19 protein-coding genes are annotated in these 19,119 nt (G+C 36.7%); 13 read left to right on the top strand and 6 right to left on the bottom strand.

Features of this window, described 5'->3' with window-relative positions:
- Positions 1 to 50: 50 nt before the first annotated feature.
- The 3 genes from KKW16_RS00865 (at position 51) to ilvN (ending at position 4,051) form a co-directional block, all read left to right on the top strand.
- Positions 51 to 1,571 carry a Na+/H+ antiporter NhaC family protein gene (locus tag KKW16_RS00865; protein WP_215767774.1) on the top strand — a complete coding sequence of 507 codons (1,521 nt, stop codon included), beginning with the start codon at positions 51 to 53 and terminating at the stop codon, positions 1,569 to 1,571.
- 267 nt (positions 1,572 to 1,838) lie between these two features.
- Positions 1,839 to 3,560 (top strand): acetolactate synthase 3 large subunit, encoded by a 1,722-nt coding sequence (locus tag KKW16_RS00860; protein WP_065264739.1) that lies wholly within the window; start codon positions 1,839 to 1,841, stop codon positions 3,558 to 3,560.
- Positions 3,560 to 4,051 (top strand): acetolactate synthase small subunit, encoded by a 492-nt coding sequence (gene ilvN / locus KKW16_RS00855; RefSeq protein ID WP_048952595.1) that lies wholly within the window; start codon positions 3,560 to 3,562, stop codon positions 4,049 to 4,051. The genes KKW16_RS00860 and ilvN overlap by 1 nt, the downstream gene beginning before the upstream one ends.
- Positions 4,052 to 4,100: 49 nt before the next feature.
- On the opposite strand, the gene cmoB is transcribed toward ilvN, so the two are convergent.
- Positions 4,101 to 5,066, bottom strand: a complete 966-nt coding sequence (cmoB, locus tag KKW16_RS00850; protein WP_215767773.1) for a tRNA 5-methoxyuridine(34)/uridine 5-oxyacetic acid(34) synthase CmoB — start codon at positions 5,064 to 5,066, stop codon at positions 4,101 to 4,103.
- On the bottom strand, positions 5,063 to 6,577 hold the full coding sequence (putP, locus tag KKW16_RS00845; RefSeq protein WP_215767772.1) for a sodium/proline symporter PutP: 1,515 nt from the start codon (positions 6,575 to 6,577) through the stop codon (positions 5,063 to 5,065). The genes cmoB and putP overlap by 4 nt, the downstream gene beginning before the upstream one ends.
- A 115-nt stretch (positions 6,578 to 6,692) precedes the next feature.
- On the opposite strand from putP, the gene rng reads away from it, so the two are divergent.
- The gene (gene rng / locus KKW16_RS00840) at positions 6,693 to 8,168 is read left to right on the top strand and encodes a ribonuclease G (RefSeq protein WP_215767771.1); all 1,476 of its coding nucleotides are present in this window, start codon (positions 6,693 to 6,695) and stop codon (positions 8,166 to 8,168) included.
- A gap of 66 nt (positions 8,169 to 8,234) precedes the next feature.
- On the opposite strand, the gene KKW16_RS00835 is transcribed toward rng, so the two are convergent.
- Positions 8,235 to 8,552 (bottom strand): hypothetical protein, encoded by a 318-nt coding sequence (locus KKW16_RS00835; RefSeq protein WP_215767770.1) that lies wholly within the window; start codon positions 8,550 to 8,552, stop codon positions 8,235 to 8,237.
- Positions 8,553 to 8,662: 110 nt separating this feature from the next.
- Here KKW16_RS00835 and KKW16_RS00830 point away from each other — a divergent pair, with 110 nt between their 5' ends.
- Both KKW16_RS00830 and KKW16_RS00825 read left to right on the top strand, forming a co-directional pair.
- Positions 8,663 to 9,208, top strand: coding sequence for a sigma-70 family RNA polymerase sigma factor (locus tag KKW16_RS00830; protein ID WP_106013269.1), 546 nt, complete (start codon positions 8,663 to 8,665; stop codon positions 9,206 to 9,208).
- 9 nt (positions 9,209 to 9,217) lie between these two features.
- Entirely contained in the window at positions 9,218 to 9,391 is a 174-nt protein-coding gene (locus tag KKW16_RS00825) for a zf-HC2 domain-containing protein (RefSeq protein WP_005636028.1), read from the top strand.
- A gap of 101 nt (positions 9,392 to 9,492) precedes the next feature.
- Here KKW16_RS00825 and KKW16_RS00820 read toward each other — a convergent pair whose 3' ends face one another.
- Positions 9,493 to 10,356 (bottom strand): DMT family transporter, encoded by an 864-nt coding sequence (locus KKW16_RS00820; RefSeq protein WP_215767769.1) that lies wholly within the window; start codon positions 10,354 to 10,356, stop codon positions 9,493 to 9,495.
- Between the two features lie 178 nt (positions 10,357 to 10,534).
- On the opposite strand from KKW16_RS00820, the gene msrAB reads away from it, so the two are divergent.
- The 4 genes from msrAB to KKW16_RS00800 all read left to right on the top strand — a co-directional run bounded on the left by msrAB (position 10,535) and on the right by KKW16_RS00800 (position 13,856).
- Positions 10,535 to 11,593, top strand: a complete 1,059-nt coding sequence (gene msrAB / locus KKW16_RS00815) for a bifunctional peptide-methionine (S)-S-oxide reductase MsrA/peptide-methionine (R)-S-oxide reductase MsrB (RefSeq protein WP_215767768.1) — start codon at positions 10,535 to 10,537, stop codon at positions 11,591 to 11,593.
- Positions 11,594 to 11,604: 11 nt separating this feature from the next.
- Complete coding sequence (locus KKW16_RS00810; RefSeq protein ID WP_005628783.1) at positions 11,605 to 12,246, top strand: cytochrome c biogenesis protein CcdA; 642 nt, start codon at positions 11,605 to 11,607, stop codon at positions 12,244 to 12,246.
- Between the two features lie 41 nt (positions 12,247 to 12,287).
- Positions 12,288 to 12,758, top strand: a complete 471-nt coding sequence (locus tag KKW16_RS00805; protein WP_065264747.1) for a redoxin family protein — start codon at positions 12,288 to 12,290, stop codon at positions 12,756 to 12,758.
- A gap of 180 nt (positions 12,759 to 12,938) precedes the next feature.
- Positions 12,939 to 13,856, top strand: a complete 918-nt coding sequence (locus KKW16_RS00800) for a LysO family transporter (RefSeq protein WP_215767767.1) — start codon at positions 12,939 to 12,941, stop codon at positions 13,854 to 13,856.
- 235 nt (positions 13,857 to 14,091) lie between these two features.
- Here the strand turns inward: KKW16_RS00800 and argS are convergent, their stop codons facing one another.
- Positions 14,092 to 15,825, bottom strand: coding sequence for an arginine--tRNA ligase (gene argS / locus KKW16_RS00795; RefSeq protein WP_215767766.1), 1,734 nt, complete (start codon positions 15,823 to 15,825; stop codon positions 14,092 to 14,094).
- Positions 15,826 to 15,904: 79 nt separating this feature from the next.
- Here argS and KKW16_RS00790 point away from each other — a divergent pair, with 79 nt between their 5' ends.
- From KKW16_RS00790 to KKW16_RS00780, 3 genes are read left to right on the top strand one after another with little or no spacing between them, the layout of a single operon-like run.
- Positions 15,905 to 16,474 carry a VOC family protein gene (locus KKW16_RS00790; RefSeq protein WP_215767765.1) on the top strand — a complete coding sequence of 190 codons (570 nt, stop codon included), beginning with the start codon at positions 15,905 to 15,907 and terminating at the stop codon, positions 16,472 to 16,474.
- A 3-nt stretch (positions 16,475 to 16,477) separates the two neighbouring features.
- Positions 16,478 to 16,780, top strand: coding sequence for a hypothetical protein (locus tag KKW16_RS00785; RefSeq protein WP_048952582.1), 303 nt, complete (start codon positions 16,478 to 16,480; stop codon positions 16,778 to 16,780).
- Between the two features lie 33 nt (positions 16,781 to 16,813).
- Positions 16,814 to 17,278 (top strand): outer membrane lipoprotein, encoded by a 465-nt coding sequence (locus KKW16_RS00780; RefSeq protein WP_048952581.1) that lies wholly within the window; start codon positions 16,814 to 16,816, stop codon positions 17,276 to 17,278.
- A 69-nt stretch (positions 17,279 to 17,347) separates the two neighbouring features.
- Here KKW16_RS00780 and KKW16_RS00775 read toward each other — a convergent pair whose 3' ends face one another.
- Positions 17,348 to 19,114 carry an ABC transporter ATP-binding protein/permease gene (locus KKW16_RS00775; protein ID WP_048952580.1) on the bottom strand — a complete coding sequence of 589 codons (1,767 nt, stop codon included), beginning with the start codon at positions 19,112 to 19,114 and terminating at the stop codon, positions 17,348 to 17,350.
- Between the last annotated feature and the right edge of the window lie 5 nt (positions 19,115 to 19,119).

Raw genomic sequence — 19,119 nt, 5'->3', positions numbered from 1 at the left:
TATTCTGTCCTTTGCTTTCCGTTCTCTCCATTAATTGTAGGTATCTCTTAATGGAACTTATCGATTTTTCATCCTCAGTTTGGTCAATCATCCCAGCTTTACTGGCGATTGTCTTGGCGATTGCAACTCGTCGTGTATTGGTGTCTCTCAGTGCAGGGATTATTGTTGGTGCGTTAATGTTAGGTGGCTGGAATATTGGCTCATCTTTCAGTTATCTATCAAGCAACGTGATTTCACTTGTTTATGCTGATGGCGCAATCAACTCTAATATGAACATTGTCTTGTTCTTATTATTGCTTGGTGTTTTAACCGCACTTTTAACTGTATCAGGTAGTAATCGTGCGTTTGCTGAATGGGCACAAAACCGTATTAAAGGTCGTCGTGGTGCTAAATTATTGGCGGCATCATTAGTTTTTGTTACTTTTATTGACGATTATTTCCACAGTCTCGCTGTAGGCGCGATTGCTCGTCCAGTAACAGACCGTTTTAAAGTTTCTCGTGCGAAACTTGCTTATATTTTGGATTCAACGGCAGCACCTATGTGTGTAATGATGCCAGTTTCAAGTTGGGGCGCATACATTATTACCTTAGTGGGCGGTTTATTAGCAACTTATTCCATCACTGAGTACACACCAATTGGCGCATTCGTGGCAATGAGTTCAATGAACTTCTATGCAATTTTCTCAATTATTATGGTGTTCTTTGTAGCATATTTTTCTTTCGACATCGCTTCAATGGCACACCATGAAAAACTAGCTTTAGAAAATACGGAAGATGAATTAGAAGAGGAGATTTGTGCAAAAGGTCATGTACGTAATCTAATATTACCGATTTTGGTTTTAATTTTCTCAACAGTTTCAATGATGATTTACACCGGTGCATCAGCATTAGCAGCGGATGGCAAAGAATTTAGCATTTTGGGTGCATTTGAAAATACGGTTGTTGGAACTTCTTTAGTTGTGGGGGGCACTTGCTCAATTCTAGTTTCTACTTTATTAATTATTATTGATCGTCAAGTAAGTGTTCCAGAATATGCACGTTCTTGGATCGTAGGTATTAAATCAATGTCTGGTGCAATCGCAATTTTATTCTTTGCGTGGACAATTAATAAAGTCGTTGGGGATATGCAAACTGGTAAATATTTATCTTCTCTTGTTTCTGGTAATATCTCAATGCAATTCTTACCTGTAATTTTATTTATTCTTGGTTCTGCAATGGCATTCTCAACCGGTACAAGCTGGGGCACATTTGGTATTATGTTACCAATTGCAGCGGCTATGGCTGCAAATGCTGCGCCAGAATTATTACTCCCTTGTTTATCAGCAGTAATGGCGGGGGCTGTATGTGGTGACCATTGTTCGCCAGTATCGGACACAACGATTTTATCTTCAACTGGTGCAAAATGTAACCATATGGATCATGTGACTACTCAACTTCCTTATGCTGCGACAGTTGCAACTGCAACGGCTATTGGTTACATCGTGGTAGGTTTTACTTATTCAGGTTTAGCTGGTTTTGTTGCGACAGCAGTTTCATTATTTTTAATCGTATTTGCAGTGAAAAAACGTTAAAAATGTGATCTAGTTCAAAAAACTGAATAAAAAATTAAATTTTGCTTAATTTATAAAATGCGACATATAGTCGCATTTTTTTTATTTAAAATTATTATTTTTTTATAATAATCTGAAATTTAGTGATTATTTAATTTTTTATTCTGTTTAAATGCTGTTTTTAGCTGTTATGTAGACTAGACAAAAACTTTTTGCTTAGTATGATGTAGATCATTGATAGAAAGCATGAGCACTTTTGAAAAGTGTGGTTCGTTTTAGGAGTAAAAGATGAAGAAGTTATCTGGCGCAGAGATGGTCGTTCAATCTTTACGCGATGAAGGCGTAGAGTATTTATTTGGTTATCCAGGTGGGGCAGTATTAGACATTTATGATGCAATCCATACACTAGGTGGTATTGAACATATTTTAGTTCGCCATGAACAAGCGGCTGTGCACATGGCGGATGGCTATGCACGTTCTACAGGTAAAGTTGGATGTGTGCTAGTGACTTCGGGGCCCGGAGCAACAAATGCAATCACTGGCATTTTAACGGCTTATACAGATTCTGTGCCTATGGTCATTATTTCTGGTCAGGTCATGAGTAATTTAATTGGCCGAGATGCATTCCAAGAATGTGATATGGTGGGGATTTCTCGCCCGGTTGTAAAACATAGTTTTATTGTGAAAAAAGCAGAAGATATTCCAGCGATACTAAAAAAAGCTTTTTATATCGCGTCAACAGGTCGCCCAGGCCCTGTTGTTGTAGATATTCCAAAGGATACAGTAAATCCTAATTTTAAATATCCGTATGAATATCCAAAATCTGTCGAGTTACGCTCTTATAATCCCACAGTAAATGGACATAAAGGCCAAATTAAAAAAGCATTAAAAGCACTTTTAGTGGCGAAAAAACCTGTGCTTTTCGTGGGCGGAGGGGCAATTTCAGCGGAGTGTAGTGAAGAATTAACAATTTTAGCACATCGTTTAAATTTACCTGTAACAGCCTCTCTAATGGGATTAGGCGCGTATCCAAGCACAGATAAACAATTCCTAGGCATGTTAGGGATGCATGGTACTTTCGAAGCCAATACGGCAATGCACGAAAGTGATCTTATTTTGGGGGTTGGTGTACGTTTTGATGATCGTACAACAAATAACTTAGAAAAATATTGCCCAAATGCCAAAGTGATTCATATTGATATTGATCCAACCTCGATTTCTAAAAATGTTCCAGCGGCGATTCCAATTGTCGGAAATGCGAAAAATGTATTGGAAGAATTTTTGAGTTTATTGAATGAAGAGGGATTAAAATCTCAAACAGATCTTGAAAGTTGGTGGCAAGAAATCAACCAATGGAAAGCAAAAAAATGTTTGGAATTTGACCGCACTTCTGGCGTGATTAAACCGCAACAAGTCATGGAAGCGGTATATCGTCTTACTAAAGGACAGGCGTATGTGGCTTCTGATGTAGGGCAACATCAAATGTTTGCTGCGTTACATTATCCATTTGATGAGCCTCGTCATTGGATTAACTCTGGTGGCGCTGGTACCATGGGATTTGGTTTGCCTGCTGCATTAGGCGTAAAATTGGCTCATCCGGAAGCAACGGTTGTTTGCGTTACTGGCGATGGAAGTATTCAAATGAATATTCAAGAGCTTTCTACTGCAACTCAGTATGGCATCCCTGTTGTTATTATTTGTTTGAACAATCATTTCTTAGGAATGGTAAAACAATGGCAAGATTTGATTTATTCTGGCCGCCATTCGCAAACCTATATGAATTCCTTGCCTGATTTTGTGAAATTGGCTGAATCCTATGGTCATGTCGGTATAAAAATTGCGACACCAGATGAACTTGAAAGTAAATTGCAAGAAGCATTCAGCATTAAAAATAAATTAGTATTTGTAGATATTAATGTAGATGAATCTGAGCATGTGTATCCAATGCAAATTCGTGGTGGCGCAATGAATGAAATGATTTTAAGTAAACCTCAAGAGGAGACAAACTAATGCGTAGAATTTTATCTGTTTTACTCGAAAATGAGTCTGGTGCTTTATCTCGTGTTGTTGGTTTATTCTCCCAACGTGCATTTAATATTGAAAGTTTGACAGTTGCACCAACGGACGATCCTACATTGTCTCGTATGACGATAGAAGCTGTGGGAGATGAGCAGGTTTTAGAGCAAATCGAAAAGCAACTTCATAAATTAGTTGATGTATTTAAAGTGATTAATTTGAGTGAGCAAGAGCATGTAGAGCGTGAAATAGTTTTGGTTAAAGTAAGAGCGGTCGGTTCATCTCGTGATGAGATCAAACGTTTAGCGGATATTTTCCGTGGGCAGATTGTAGATGTGACGCCAAAATCTTATACCGTTCAACTTAGCGGTACGAAAGATAAAATTGATGCTTTTATTAATGCATTAAAAGAGGAGGCAACATTGCTTGAAATAGTTCGTTCGGGATTAATTAGTTTATCCCGTGGTGAAAAGAATATTTTATAGTAGTAGGTAAAGATAAGGGGGAGAATATCCCCCTTTTTTGATTGAAAGCTTATTTATTCGCTAAAATGACCGCTCTTTTCGGTGCTTGATAACCTTCAATGGTTTTACTGTGATCATTTGGATCTAAGAAATCAATTAGGCTTTCATTTTCCAACCAATCAGTTTTACGCTGTTCCTCTAATGTGGTTGTCGCTACATCCACACAACGTACGTTGGTAAAGCCAACTTTTTCTAGCCAGTTAATTAGTGCAGCGACAGAGGGGATAAAATAAACATTTTTCATTTTCGCATAGCGATCTGTCGGTACGAGTACAGTATTTACATCGCCATCCACTACTAACGTTTCTAATACCAATTCACCACCTTTTACCAATTGATTTTTCAACTGGCTTAAGTGATCTAATGGGGATTTACGATGATAGAGTACGCCCATTGAAAATACAGTATCAAATGCTGCTAATGGTTGCATTTGCTCAATGCCAAGCGGGATAAGATTTGCTCGACGATCATTATTAAGCAGCTTGCGTACGGCTTCAAATTGGCAAAGGAAAAGCTCTGTAGGATCAATCCCGACGACCATTTTTGCGCCTTCTCCTACCATTCTCCACATATGATAACCGCTGCCACAACCCACATCTAAAATAGTGCGACCTTGCAGTGGAGCTAAATGAGGAAGAACACGATCCCATTTAAAATCTGAACACCATTCACAATCTACATGAATGCCGAAAAGATGATAAGGCCCTTTTCGCCATGGCATTAATTGTTTTAAATGATGGATAATTCGTTGTTTTTCACCTTCTGAAAGGGGAGAGGTGCGGTCAGATTTCACCGCACTTTTGAGATCGATTTCATCAGCATGTAAATCAGGTAGGAAATCAACAATTTTGCTCCATTTCGCATAATCGCCATGAGTTTGAGTTTCCCATTCTTTTAATTTGAGTGGTAAGGTTTCTAACCAGTCTGATAAATTTGTGGTCGCAATTTGTTGATAAAAAGGGCGAAAGTCGATCATTTTGCTTCCTTATAGGCCTTTTCTGCTTTGTCAAAGGTATCTAGAACATTTTGTTCCGGTTTGCTAGACAGCAATGAGATAACAATAATTGCAAGGCTACCGAAAGCAAAACCAGGGATCATTTCATATACTTTAAACCAATCGGTATCCGCTGGAACAACTTCTTTCCAAGCAAATACTGTCACTGCGCCTACCAGCATACCCGCCATTGCACCTGATGATGTCATTCGTTTCCAGAAAAGAGAGAAAAGCACCACTGGGCCAAATGCACTACCAAAACCAGCCCAAGCGAATTCGACAAGTTTTAATACTTTGCTGTTTTCATCTTGTGCGATCCAGATCGCAAGTGCGGCAATAACTAATACCATAATTCTTCCAAGCCATACGAGCTCTTTTTCAGATGCGTGAGGGCGAATGAAACCTTTGTAGAAATCTTCTGTGATTGAGCTAGAAGAAATTAACAATTGCGCACTTAATGTACTCATTACTGCAGCTAAAATAGCGGAAAGTAATATGCCCGCGATCCAAGGATTAAATAAAAGTTTAGCGAGTTCAATAAATACTTGCTCTGGTTCATTATTGACTGTGCCTGCAATGTTTGGATTGGCAAAGAAATAAGGAATCGCGAAGAAACCAATACCAATTGCACCACCTAAGCAAAGCACCATCCATGTCATACTAATGCGACGAGCTTTGATAAGTGATTTAACAGAATAAGCCGCCATAAAACGCGCTAAAATATGTGGCTGCCCAAAATACCCCAATCCCCAAGCGGCAAGGCTTAATAGACCAAGTGGCGTAGTGGCAGTAAATAAATCTGTAAAATCTTTATTGGCAGCCGCTTCAGCTTGCTCTAATACCGAGGAAAATTGAGCGGTATCACCAATGCTTAATAACACAAAAATAGGCGTTAAAAGCAGCGCAAAAATCATAAGAGTTGCTTGAATGGTATCTGTCCAGCTTACTGCTAAAAAACCACCAATAAAAGTATAAAGAATGGTGGCTAATGCTCCATACCAAAGTGCGGTGGAATATTCGACTGAAAATAAATTTTGGAATAATTTTGCACCTGCCACGACACCCGAAGCACAATAAATGGTAAAGAATACTAAAATAATCGTAGCAGAAACAATTTTTAATAATTTATGTGATGTGGCAAAGCGGTTGTGGAAATATTCTGGAAGAGTGAGCGCATTATTATTTAATTCAGTATAAACACGTAAACGACCAGCCACCAGAAGCCAGTTAAAATAAGCACCAAGCGTTAAGCCGATAGCAATCCAGCCTTCAACTAAGCCTGATAAATATACCGCGCCAGGTAAGCCCATTAAAAGCCAACCAGACATATCTGAAGCACCAGCAGACATTGCCGTGACAAAGCTGCCTAAACGACGTCCACCGAGAATGTAATCTGATAAATTATTCGTATAATAATAGGCTAGTACTCCAATCAGCAACATCCCGAAAATATAAATAGTAAAAGTAACAAGAGTTGGGTCGAATCCAAACATTTAATAAGTCCAAAATGGGTTGAAAATTTCAGAAAGGGTGCATTTTACCTTATTTCGGGCTATTATTCTATTTAGACTAAATATTTGATGAAATTTAAGAAATTAGGAATATAAAATGGATGCTGTAGAGTTATTGATGAACGTAACGCCTAACGAAACACGCATTGCGCTAGTAGAAACAGGAATGTTGCGCGAAGTGCATATTGAACGCCAAGCCAAACGAGGAATTGTCGGAAATATTTATAAAGGTCGTGTAACTCGAGTGCTACCGGGAATGCAGTCTGCTTTTGTTGATATTGGTTTGGAAAAAGCGGCTTTTTTACACGCTGCTGACATTGTATCCCACACAGAATGTGTAGATGAAAATGAACAAAAGCAATTTAAAGTTAAGAGCATTTCAGAACTAGTACGCGAAGGGCAGGATATTGTTGTACAAGTGGTAAAAGATCCCCTAGGTACAAAAGGCGCACGTTTAACAACAGACATCACATTGCCATCGCGTCATCTTGTTTTTATGCCAGAAAATAGCCACGTAGGCGTTTCACAACGCATTGAAAGCGAAGAGGAACGTGCCCGTTTAAAAGCATTAGTTGAACCTTTTTGTGATGAACTCGGCGGTTTCATTATTCGCACCGCAACAGAAGGGGCAAGCGAAGAAGAATTACGTCAAGATGCTGAATTTTTAAAACGCTTATGGCGTAAAGTCTTAGAGCGTAAATCTAAATATCCAACCAAATCAAAAATTTACGGCGAGCCAGCGCTTCCACAACGTATTTTGCGTGATTTTATCGGCACGAACTTAGAAAAAATTCGTATCGACTCTAAACTTTGCTTTGGCGAAGTGAAAGAATTTACCGATGAATTTATGCCTGAATTAAGCGATAAACTTGTTCTCTATTCTGGCAATCAACCTATTTTTGATGTGTATGGGGTTGAAAGTGCGATCCAAACAGCCTTAGATAAACGTGTTAATCTCAAATCGGGCGGCTATTTAATTATTGAGCAAACGGAAGCGATGACTACTATTGATATTAATACTGGCGCATTTGTGGGGCATCGTAATCTAGAAGAAACCATTTTCAATACTAATATTGAAGCAACTAAAGCCATTGCTCAGCAACTACAACTACGTAATCTGGGTGGCATAATCATTATTGATTTTATTGATATGCAAACAGATGAACACCGCAATCGAGTACTAGAATCTTTATGTGATGCGCTTTCTAAAGATCGTGTGAAAACCAATGTGAATGGCTTTACGCAATTAGGTCTTGTGGAAATGACTCGTAAGAGAACCCGAGAAAGCCTGGAGCATGTACTATGCGATGAATGCCCAACTTGTCACGGACGCGGTCGGGTGAAAACCGTTGAGACAGTTTGTTATGAAATTATGCGTGAAATTATTCGAGTTTATCATTTATTCAGTAGCGAACAATTTGTTGTTTATGCCTCGCCAGCGGTTTCCGAATATCTTATTAATGAAGAATCCCACGGTTTGCTACCAGAAGTAGAAATGTTTATTGGCAAACGAGTAAAAGTAAAAACAGAACAGTTTTATAACCAAGAACAGTTTGATGTGGTGGTGATGTAAACTCCTATTCAACAAAGTGCGGTGAAAAATTTTTGAGATTTTCACCGCACTTTTAAAAATATCTTTTTACATTTTTTCTTTTGTCATTTTCATTTTTTTATTTGGTTTCATCTTTTTATCAGATTTCATTTTCATATCAGATTTTATTTTCATATCAGATTTCATGCCCATTTCATCAGACTTCATCATATTGTCAGATTTCATCATGTGGTCAGAGTGCATTTGCATGTCATCTGATTTCATCATTTTTTTCATTGGGGTATTCATCATGGGTTCTGATTTCATTGGCATGGCGTCAGATTTCATTTCTTCTGCATAAACGGTTGTCATACCAAATAACATAGCCATACCTAAGATTGTGCTTTTCAATGTAATATTTTTCATTTTAAATTTCCTTGTTTGAGTGGTAAAAATAGTATTGAAAGAAATTGTTTCTTTCATGTTATTAGACGAAACACTTTTTCATTTCTTACAAAAATTTTAAAGGAATTAAAATGAATGCCATTTCTGATACGGAACTCCAACAAATTCGCACGCAGATGCTGAAATTTGCAACATTACAGTTGCACCATGCTGACCTTGCTGAGGATTTAGTACAAGAAGCATTTTTAAGTGCATTTAACAATCTCGCGAATTTTAAACATCAGTCTGCTTTTAAAACTTGGGTTTTTGCCATTCTAAAAAATAAAATTATTGATTACCTTCGTCAGAAAGGACGCTTTGTATTAGAAAGTGAAATTGAAGATGAACAGTCAACTAATACATTTTTTGATGATACAGGCCATTGGAAAATAGAATATTATCCGAGCGAATTACAGGGTGAGGAGGAAACGGTGTATTCTGATGAGTTTTGGTTGATTTTCGAAACTTGCCTTACTTGTTTACCTGCTAAACATGCTAAAATTTTTATGATGAGAGAGTTTTTAGAATTGTCATCGGATGAAATCTGTCAAGAAACTCAGCTTACCACCTCCAACTTGCATACCACACTTTATCGGGCCCGTTTGCAGTTGCAAAATTGTCTGTCAAAAAAACTTTAGGAGAAAATTATGCGTTGTATTCAAGCTACTCGAATAATTTCTGATTCTCATGAGCGACCATTAGAACTGCAAGAAAAAATGGGTTTAAAAATGCATTTGTTAACTTGCCCTCATTGCCGTCGTTTTCAACGAAATTGTAAAACCTTAAGTATGATGATGAAGAAATTTAAAGATTCACATTAGGAATTTTGACAGAGTGAAAAACACCATTACTTTTCACCGCACTTTATTGAGCCAGCTATAACCTAATCGTACTAAATTTAATATTCTGATAAATAAAGTGTTTATTTCTTCATTTTTGCCAATAAACTTACCGCTCCCACAATTACAACTGCGCCGAACCAAAAATAGAGGTTAGGCGTATGATGCCAAAAGAGCCAGTCAAAAACGCTAGAGAAAATGACACCAGTGAAAGCAAAAGGGGTAATAACGTTGGCTGGCGCATATCTGAAAGCGCGAGTGAGCAATAATTGGAAAATCAATCCAAATCCGCCCACCAATAGCAATAAACCAAGCTCGTATAAATTAGGGATTTTCCATTGATGAATAAAGAAGATTGGTAGCATGAGTGTGCCAATCAGATGAAAATAAAATACGATATTTTTTGGTGTGTTGTATTTGTTTAATTCTTGTAAGCCAATAAATGCCATTCCTGCCAATACAGCACCAAATAATCCAATCAGCACATAAATAGGATCAACATTGCCATTGTGATTAGTGAGTAAAATAATGGAAACGCCAAGAAAACCGATTAAGCTACACAAAAGTACATTAAGTGGTGTTTTTTGATGGAAAAAGAGCAATAAAATCGGGATAAATAGGGCAGAGGTATTCATCAATAAGACAGCGATGGAAAGCGGTAAGAACTTCACGACATAAAAGTTAATCAACATGCTCGATACACCCGCGGCATTCCGCAGGATTAAAAATTTCCATTGACGGGTATCTACTTTAAAGTCGCGATCTTTAATTACAAAAGGTAGTAAGAAAAGCAAGCCGATTAAAAAGCGTGAAAATAAGGTTTCACTTGCAGGGATTGTTTGAGAAGCGGTTTTGACAAATACATTCATCAAGGTAATGGAAAAGTACGCTGATACCATAAAACTAATCGCTTTGTGATAAAGCGAAGGAGTGGAATATGATTGCATATAGATCCTTTTTTACCTTAGAAAAGAGGGCGAAACAGTGTTTTTTAGCTCTTTATTATTGGTTATAACAATGGATTTTCATAAATTTCTTAAAAAATTTTACAAAAATTTGTAAGAAATCAGATTGTCCGCCGTCTAACCTTATGTAACGTTAATTTTCACATCATAAGGAAAAACAATGAAACTATCAAAAACATTTCTATTTATTACTGCACTTTGCTGTGCAACACCAACTTTAGCAATACAAAATTCAACATCATCTGGAGAACAAAAAATGGCAATGGAAAATACGCAAAACATTCGTGAAATTTATCTTGCTGGTGGCTGTTTCTGGGGTATGGAAGCATATATGGAGCGTATTCACGGTGTGAAAGATGCGATTTCTGGCTATGCCAATGGTAATACGGAGAAAACCAGTTATCAGATGATTGGGGTAACCGATCACGCAGAAACCGTAAAAGTGACTTACGATGCAAATCAAATTTCGCTCGATAAATTATTGCAATATTATTTTAAAGTGATTGATCCAACGAGTGTAAATAAACAAGGCAACGATCGGGGCAGACAATATCGTACAGGGATTTATTATCAAGATGGGGCAGATAAAGCTGTGATCGAACAAGCGCTCGCCCAGATTCAAACCAAATATAAAAAACCAGTACAAATTGAGGTGCAACCACTTAAAAATTTCATCGTAGCGGAAGAATATCATCAAGATTATTTGAAGAAAAATCCAAATGGTTATTGTCATATTGATATTACCAAAGCTGATGAACCCGTGATTGACGAGAAAGATTATCCGAAACCGACTGATGCAGAACTCAAAGCGAAATTGACACCGTTGCAATATTCCGTTACTCAAAATAAACATACTGAACGCTCTTTTAGTAACGAATATTGGGATAATTTCCAACCGGGTATTTATGTTGATGTCACCACAGGCGAGCCAGTTTTTTCTTCAAATGATAAATTTGAATCGGGTTGTGGCTGGCCGAGTTTTACGAAACCAATAGCAAAAGAGGTAGTGCATTATCAAACAGATAATAGTTTTAATATGCAACGTACCGAAGTGTTAAGCCGTGCGGGCAATGCTCATTTAGGTCATGTATTTGATGACGGCCCGAAAGATAAAGGCGGTTTGCGTTATTGCATTAACAGCGCATCAATTAAATTTATTCCGTTAGCTGAAATGGAAAAGGCAGGATACGGATATTTGATTCAATCAATTAAAAAATAAGGAGATGCAAGATGTTAGATCAACAACTCCTTATTGGAACTGTATTTTTAGCGGGGCTTGCTTCTTTTCTGTCGCCTTGTATTTTCCCGATTATTCCAATTTATTTTGGTATTTTGAGTAAAGGCGGTAAAAAAGTCCTAAATACTTTTTTATTTATTTTAGGGCTTTCCCTTACATTTGTCAGTTTAGGCTTTAGTTTTGGCTTTTTAGGGAATATTTTATTTAGTAACACCACCCGCATTATCGCTGGCGTTATCGTGATTATTTTGGGCATTCATCAACTTGGCATTTTCAAAATTGGCTTGTTGGAACGTACGAAATTGGTGGAAATAAAAACATCAGGAAAATCGACCGCACTTGAGGCATTTGTGCTTGGTTTAACTTTTAGTCTTGGTTGGACACCTTGTATTGGCCCGATTCTGGCTTCCGTGTTAGCTTTATCAGGCGATGAAGGCTCTGCACTTTACGGTGCATCGATGATGTTTGTTTATGTTTTAGGCTTGGCAACGCCTTTTGTACTGTTTTCGTTCTTCTCTGACAGCTTACTAAAACGTGCTAAAGGGTTAAATAAACACTTAGACAAATTTAAAATCGGTGGCGGAATTTTAATTATCGTGATGGGCATTTTATTGATTACGAATAATTTTTCGTAAAACATAACCTCAACAAAATAAATCTATAAAAGGAAAAAACAATGAAAAAACTACTATCAATATTTCTAATGGCATTCAGCCTAAACGCTTTTGCACAAACTAATTTAGCGGATGTGCAACTCAAAGATTTAAACAATCAGCCAGTTACTTTAAGCCAATATAAAGGCAAACCTGTGTATGTAAAAATGTGGGCATCTTGGTGTCCGATCTGTTTGGCAGGATTAGCTGAAATTGATGATTTAAGTGCGGAAAAAGATCGCAATTTTGAAGTAATTACCATTGTTTCGCCCGATCACAAAGGCGAAAAAGGCACTGCTGATTTTATTGAATGGTACAACGGGCTAGAATATAAAAATATTAAAGTCTTGCTAGATGAAAATGGTGAAATTATTGATCGTGTTCATGTTCGAGGTTATCCGTTTAATCTATTTTTAGATGCTGATTTAAATGTGAAGAAAACTGTGCCAGGACATTTAGGACGGGAGCAAATAATTAAGTTTATTGAGAAATAAAATCAAGCGGCTGGTAATTAAAATTTAACCAGCCGCTTTTTTATTTCTGGCATAACGTAGATATTCTTTCATTGGGAATTTGGTAGATTGATAAAAAGTATATATTATAAATAGTGCTTAGATATTGAAATGGTCTTTACTTTTACAGATGAGATAAAAGTAATAGTGGTGAAGGAAACAATGGAAGAAATAATTAACGGACTACTCATTGTGCTTGTGCCGATGGTGTTGGGTTACTTAGTCAAAATACAGAATCAAAATGCGTTAGCATTCATTAATAAAATTGTGATGTTATTGCTTTACATCATTTTATTTATGATGGGGTTTATGCTTGGGCAGCTAGAGCATTTAGAACAAAAATTGCCAATTATTGGTATGACCGCTTTAGGGCTATCGGCTATTATTTTGACTTGTAATATCGTAGGTTTGGCTATTTATGACCGCACTTTGTCTAAGCCTGTTAATTATTTACAGGGGGAATTACCATCTCGTTGGCATTCGTTAATAGACTCAATTAAATTATTAAGTGCGGTAATTATTGGCATCGTTTTAGGTTGGCTGTGCAATGATTGGTTGCATTTCCCATATGGTTCCAATCTTTACGTGCTTATTGCGTTGATCTTTTTTGTCGGGATTCAGCTTCGTAATAACGGCATTTCCTTGAAAGAAGTCTTATTAAACAGGCAAGGTTTAATGATGGGGGCAATTTTTACCCTAAGTTCTTTAGTCGGTGGTGTTATTTCGTCATTTTTTCTAAGTATGCCGATTACTCAGGGGTTAGCCTTTTCATCGGGATTTGGTTGGTATTCTTTATCAAGCGTCGTGCTGACAAATGCTTGGGGGCCGATGCAGGGCAGTATTGCCTTTTTCAATGATTTATCGCGTGAAATATTGAGTTTATTTTTGATTCCATTGTTTATGCAACATTATCGTTCTACAGCTATTGGAATTACAGGCGCAACGGCATTAGATTGTACATTACCTATTATTCAAAAATCAGGCGGAATTGAAGTAACGCCTATCGCCATTTCTTTTGGTATGGTGACAAATTTATTACCGCCGTTGTTGTTAGTCTTTTTCTCGAGTTTTCCTATTTAGAAGCTTAAAAAACTTGATTTTGATAAAAAAACCGTGACCAACTTCACAAATCTGAAAATATGTATTTGCATAACTGATCGGATTTCTTTATTCTGAAACCACTAAAAACAAGTGCTATCTTAAATAGCCGACATCTATTTTGCTTTCCGAGTAGTGCCCCATTGGGGCACTTTTTTTATTCTGTAAATAAGCATAAAAAATCCCTTTCGTAAGAAAGGGATTTGAATTATCTAAATTACATTTTTTCTACGGTTTTAATACCGAGTAACTCTAAACCTTGTTTTAAGGTTTTTTCCGTTAATAATGCCAATTTCAAACGGCTTAATTTTACGGACTCATCTTCAGCATTTAAAATTGGGCAATGTTCATAGAATGATGAGAATATGCCTGCTAGTTCGTATAAATAAGCACAAAGCACGTGTGGTGTGCCTTCTTTTCCGACAGTTTGCACCGCTTCTTCAAATTGTAGAAGTTTAATTGCAAGCGCTCTTTCTTTATCATTTTCAAGCGTTAAAGGTGCAGCCAAAAGTGCGGTCGAATTTATATCTGTTTTATTAAAGATCGAACGAATTCGAGTGTAGGCGTATTGCATATAAGGCGCAGTGTTACCTTCAAAGCTTAACATGTTATCCCAATCAAAAACGTAATCCGTAGTTCGGTTTTTGGAGAGATCCGCATATTTCACCGCACCAATACCGACAGCCTCAATTACGGCTTCTTTTTCATCATTAGATAAATTTGTATTTTTTTCATTAATTAATACAGTGGCACGCTCAATCGCCTCATCTAATAGATCGGCTAATTTCACCGTGCCACCGGTACGGGTTTTAAATGGTTTACCATCTTTACCAAGCATCATCCCGAAGTTTTTATGTTCTAAAGAGAAACTTTCTGGTACATAACCAGCTTTACGAGTAATTAACCAAGCTTGTTGCATATGTTGGCTTTGGCGAGTATCTGAAAAAACAAGTGCGCGGTCAGCTTTTAATGTTTCATAACGATATTTTGCTGCAGCAATATCGGTGGTAGTGTAAAGGAACCCACCGTCTTTTTTCTGGACGATCACGCCCATTGGGTCGCCTTCTTTATTTTTGAATTCATCCAAATAAACAACCAATGCACCATCATCTTCTACAGCTAAGCCTTGTTTTTTAAGATCTTCTACGATGCTTGGTAACATTGGATTATAAAGACTTTCACCCATCACATTTTTTTTGGTTAAAGTCACATTCAAGCGATCATAGTTGTGCTGATTTTGTTGCATCGTGATGTCAACTAAACGTTTCCACATCGCTCGGCAATATTCATCACCGCCTTGTAATTTCACAACATAATTACGCGCTTTTTCAGCGAAAACTTCATCTTCATCGTAGTGTTTTTTGGCTTCGCGATAAAAGGCCTCAAGATCTTGCAATTCCATTTCACTCGCATGCTCGTTTTGCATTTTTTCAAGATAAGCAATAAGCATTCCGAATTGCGTTCCCCAGTCACCAACATGGTTTGCACGAATGACATTGTGACCTAAAAATTCTAGGGTTCTCACAACCGCATCACCGATGATAGTAGAGCGCAAGTGACCTACATGCATTTCTTTTGCTACGTTTGGAGATGAATAATCAATCACAACGGTTTGTTTATCTGTAGCTTGAATGCCTAAATTTTTTTGGGAAAGCGCAGTTGAAACTTCAGTTGTTAGCCAAGTTGGATTTAAGAAAATATTAATAAAGCCCGGCCCAGCGATTTCTAATTTTTCTGCAATATCAGATAGTTGAGCGTTATCTAAAACTTTTTGAGCAAATTCTCGTGGATTTAAACCTAATTTTTTTGCCGCAGCCATAATGCCATTGGCTTGATAATCGCCAAATTGTGGTTTTCCTGATTGACGAACAAGCGCATCGCAAGATTGATCTGCTCCAGCAAGAATCATAGCTTGTTTGATTTTGTCGGATAAAATAGATTGAATATTCACGTTTTTTCCTATGTTCAAATTGAATAATGAAAATAATCGGCTATGATACCGTTCTTTATGAGTTTCTCAAAGGGACAAAATGACAAATTTACAGGAAAAATCACCCGCACTTTTTTCTGATTTGGCGGAATTTGAAAGAAAAATTCAACAATTAGCTCAAATGATGTCAATTGATTTTTCAAATTATGAAATCGATCACCTTGCCGTGCGTGTAAATAATGAACAAAATGCAAAAAACTGGCTGACACTTTTATTGAAATACGGTAGAATTTTGTCCGATAACATTGTCAACGGACGTAAGATTTATCTAATTCAGTTAGAAAAAGCAGTGAAATTCGCTAATCAGTTCGTTGATGTTATTGAACTACCGTTCCCTAAAAATAAGCCGTATCTCGTAGAAGGTTGGGAGCATATTGAGGTTGTAATGCCATTTTTACCGAATGAATCGATAAATGAATGGGTACAGCGTATTAATATGCGTTTTTTATGGAGCGAATTAACTCAATTAACCATTAAAGTGAGCGAGCCTAAAGTGGATGGCGAGAGATTGCCTAATCCATCTATTGCAGTAAGTTTTGTTGATAAGACATCAAATCATACTTGTATTAAGGTTCATCCTTATTCTATTAAGAAAATACTCGAGGTTTAGCAAATGAAAAAATTCTCTTTAGCATTAGTTGTATTAGCTGGTTTAGGTTTATCTGCGTGTTCATCTCAAACTGCGCCAGTTGGTGAAAATGCCTATAAAGGTAATATTGTATTTAGTCAACCACAAGGTGAAAACTTACAGTTAACTATTCGTAAAAATGATTGTTCAGGTAATCAACAAGAAGGTGAACAGGTAGTTATTACTCGTAAGTATGATTCTTCTTTAGTTGTTGGTGCATGTGTTATTGTTTCTGGTGATGAAAAAGCAACAAATGTTTCAACATTATCACCTAGAAACCCACTTTAATTTCTTTTAACCCTTTAATAAGGTATATAGCATATGAAAAAAATGACAGCAACGTTAGCACTTTTAGTTGCTTTCTCTGTGACTGGCTGTGCTAATACAGATGTTTTCAGTGGTGATGTTTATACAGCATCTCAAGCAAAAGAAGCGCGTTCAATTACTTATGGAACAATTGTTTCTGTCAGACCAGTTAAAATCCAGGCCGAAAACCAAGGTATTGTTGGTGGTATCGGTGGAGGTGCTTTAGGTGGTATAGCAGGTAATGCAATTGGTGGAGGCCGTGGACAGGCTATTGCAACAGTAATTGGAGCGTTAGCAGGTGCTGTAGGTGGCAGTAAAATTGAAGAAAAAATGAGCCAAGTAAATGGTGCTGAATTAGTGATTAAGAAAGACGATGGTCAAGAGATTGTCGTTGTTCAAAAGGCTGATTCGAGTTTTGTTGCTGGAAAACGGGTTAGAATTGTCGGTGGCGGTTCTGATCTTAACGTTTCAGTGCTATAAATTAAATTTATATAAAAAGCGAACGTTTGGTTCGCTTTTTTATTATCTAAAATATGTTAAAACAAACGATTATTCACATAATAAACATATATCTAATTTCAATTGTTTATTGTGGAATTGTTGAAGCGTACTTCTATGGCCTATACTTAAAATAATCATTTCAGGTAAATGATATCGAATTTTTCGATAGAGCAAATACTCAGTTGTTTCATCTAATGCAGATGTTGTTTCATCTAAAAATACGACATCGGGTTTAGTGAGTAAAATACGAATAAAGGCAACACGTTGTAATTCTCCGGGGGATAAAATAACTTGCCAGTCATTTATATGATCAAGGGCGTGGATATATTTACCTAAGGCACAATCTTCCATTGTTTGAATTAGATCTGGATGGTTGGGATTGATATTAGGATAACAAATTGCTTCCCGTAAAGTGCCTTGTGGCATGTAAGGACGTTGTGGTAAGAATAAACTTCCAGAGCAAGGATGTTCTGCAATACCAATCGTTTCAAAAGGATAAATTCCCGCAATTGCTTTTAATAATGAAGTTTTCCCTGTGCCTGATGCACCCTGAATTAATAGTGCATCACCATTAACTAAATTAATATTTAAATTATTAAGTAATACACGACCTTTTTCATCTTTAATACCGAAGTCTTTTAATGCGACACGATGAGAACATAGAAATGGTTGATAAAACTCTTGATTATCTAAATCATCCATTTTTTTCATAAAACCATATAAACGGTTTAAACGAGCCTGATAGAGTGTAAATTGCTCATAAAATAATCTAAAAAATGAAAGGGCAGTCATTAACCGGTTAAAAGCCTGTACAGTTTGATGCATATCACCAAGTTTAATTTGTCCAGCAAAGAAACGTGGTGCTTGTAACATTAATGGTAAGAGTTTTGCTACTCGAGTAACTCCAGAATTAAATCCATCCAATCCAAGCATTTTTAATACAATAGCCCAACGATTATGAATTATTTGAGTAAATTTGTGTTGTAAGAATAGTTGTTCCTTTTTTTCACCATGATAAAAAGCAATGCTTTCCGCATTATCACGTACACGGATTAAAGAGTAACGATAATCCCCATTGAGTTTTTCTTTATTAAAATTTAGTTTAATTAGCGGTTTACCTATCCAGACTGACATTAAAGTTGCAAAGATAATAAAGGAATAAATGAAGAATACGACACCTTTCTCAATATTTAAACTAAATAGACTTAATACACCAGATAGTGACCATAGGATAATAGTAAATTCTATCGTTGTAAGAATAGAATTAATCATTCCACGCACAATTTGTACGGTACTAGTAATAAATTCACGAGCATCTTGTTCAATACGTTGATCAATATTATCGGGTAAATCTTGTTCGTATTTTAAACGATAGTATTTTTTATTATTTAGCCAACGTTGAATTAATGATGAGTTTAAACTTTCAAGCCATCGAATTTCAAATACCTGACGGAAGAAGTAATCACTAATCGAGTGAATGACTTGAACAAGTACAAGAAGAGCATTAAGTTTAGCAAAGAACCAGAATTTTTCTATATTCATTTCTTGCATTGAGCTATATAATCCATTGTAAAAAAATGAATTAAGCACGCTAAATCTTACTTCTAGCAATATCATTATAAAGAGCACTAACAACATTAAAATAAGTTTAATGCTGGTTTTTTTACTAATCGATGGTGACACGATACACCAGAATTTTTTGCCAAAAGTAGTTTGTTTTAAGGCTAAGATTGTTGCGCTAAAGCATAATATCACCCAAAAAAGTGCGGTTAAAATCCAGTTTAAACTATTATTAAGTTCGGTTTGCCAGTTCATTGATT

It is taken from the genome of Haemophilus sp. SZY H8, from assembly GCF_018829755.1.
GTDB classification, from domain to species: domain Bacteria; phylum Pseudomonadota; class Gammaproteobacteria; order Enterobacterales; family Pasteurellaceae; genus Haemophilus; species Haemophilus haemolyticus_K.
Note: the sequence above shows the minus strand (reverse complement) of the source record. Positions and strands in the feature narration are given on the sequence as shown.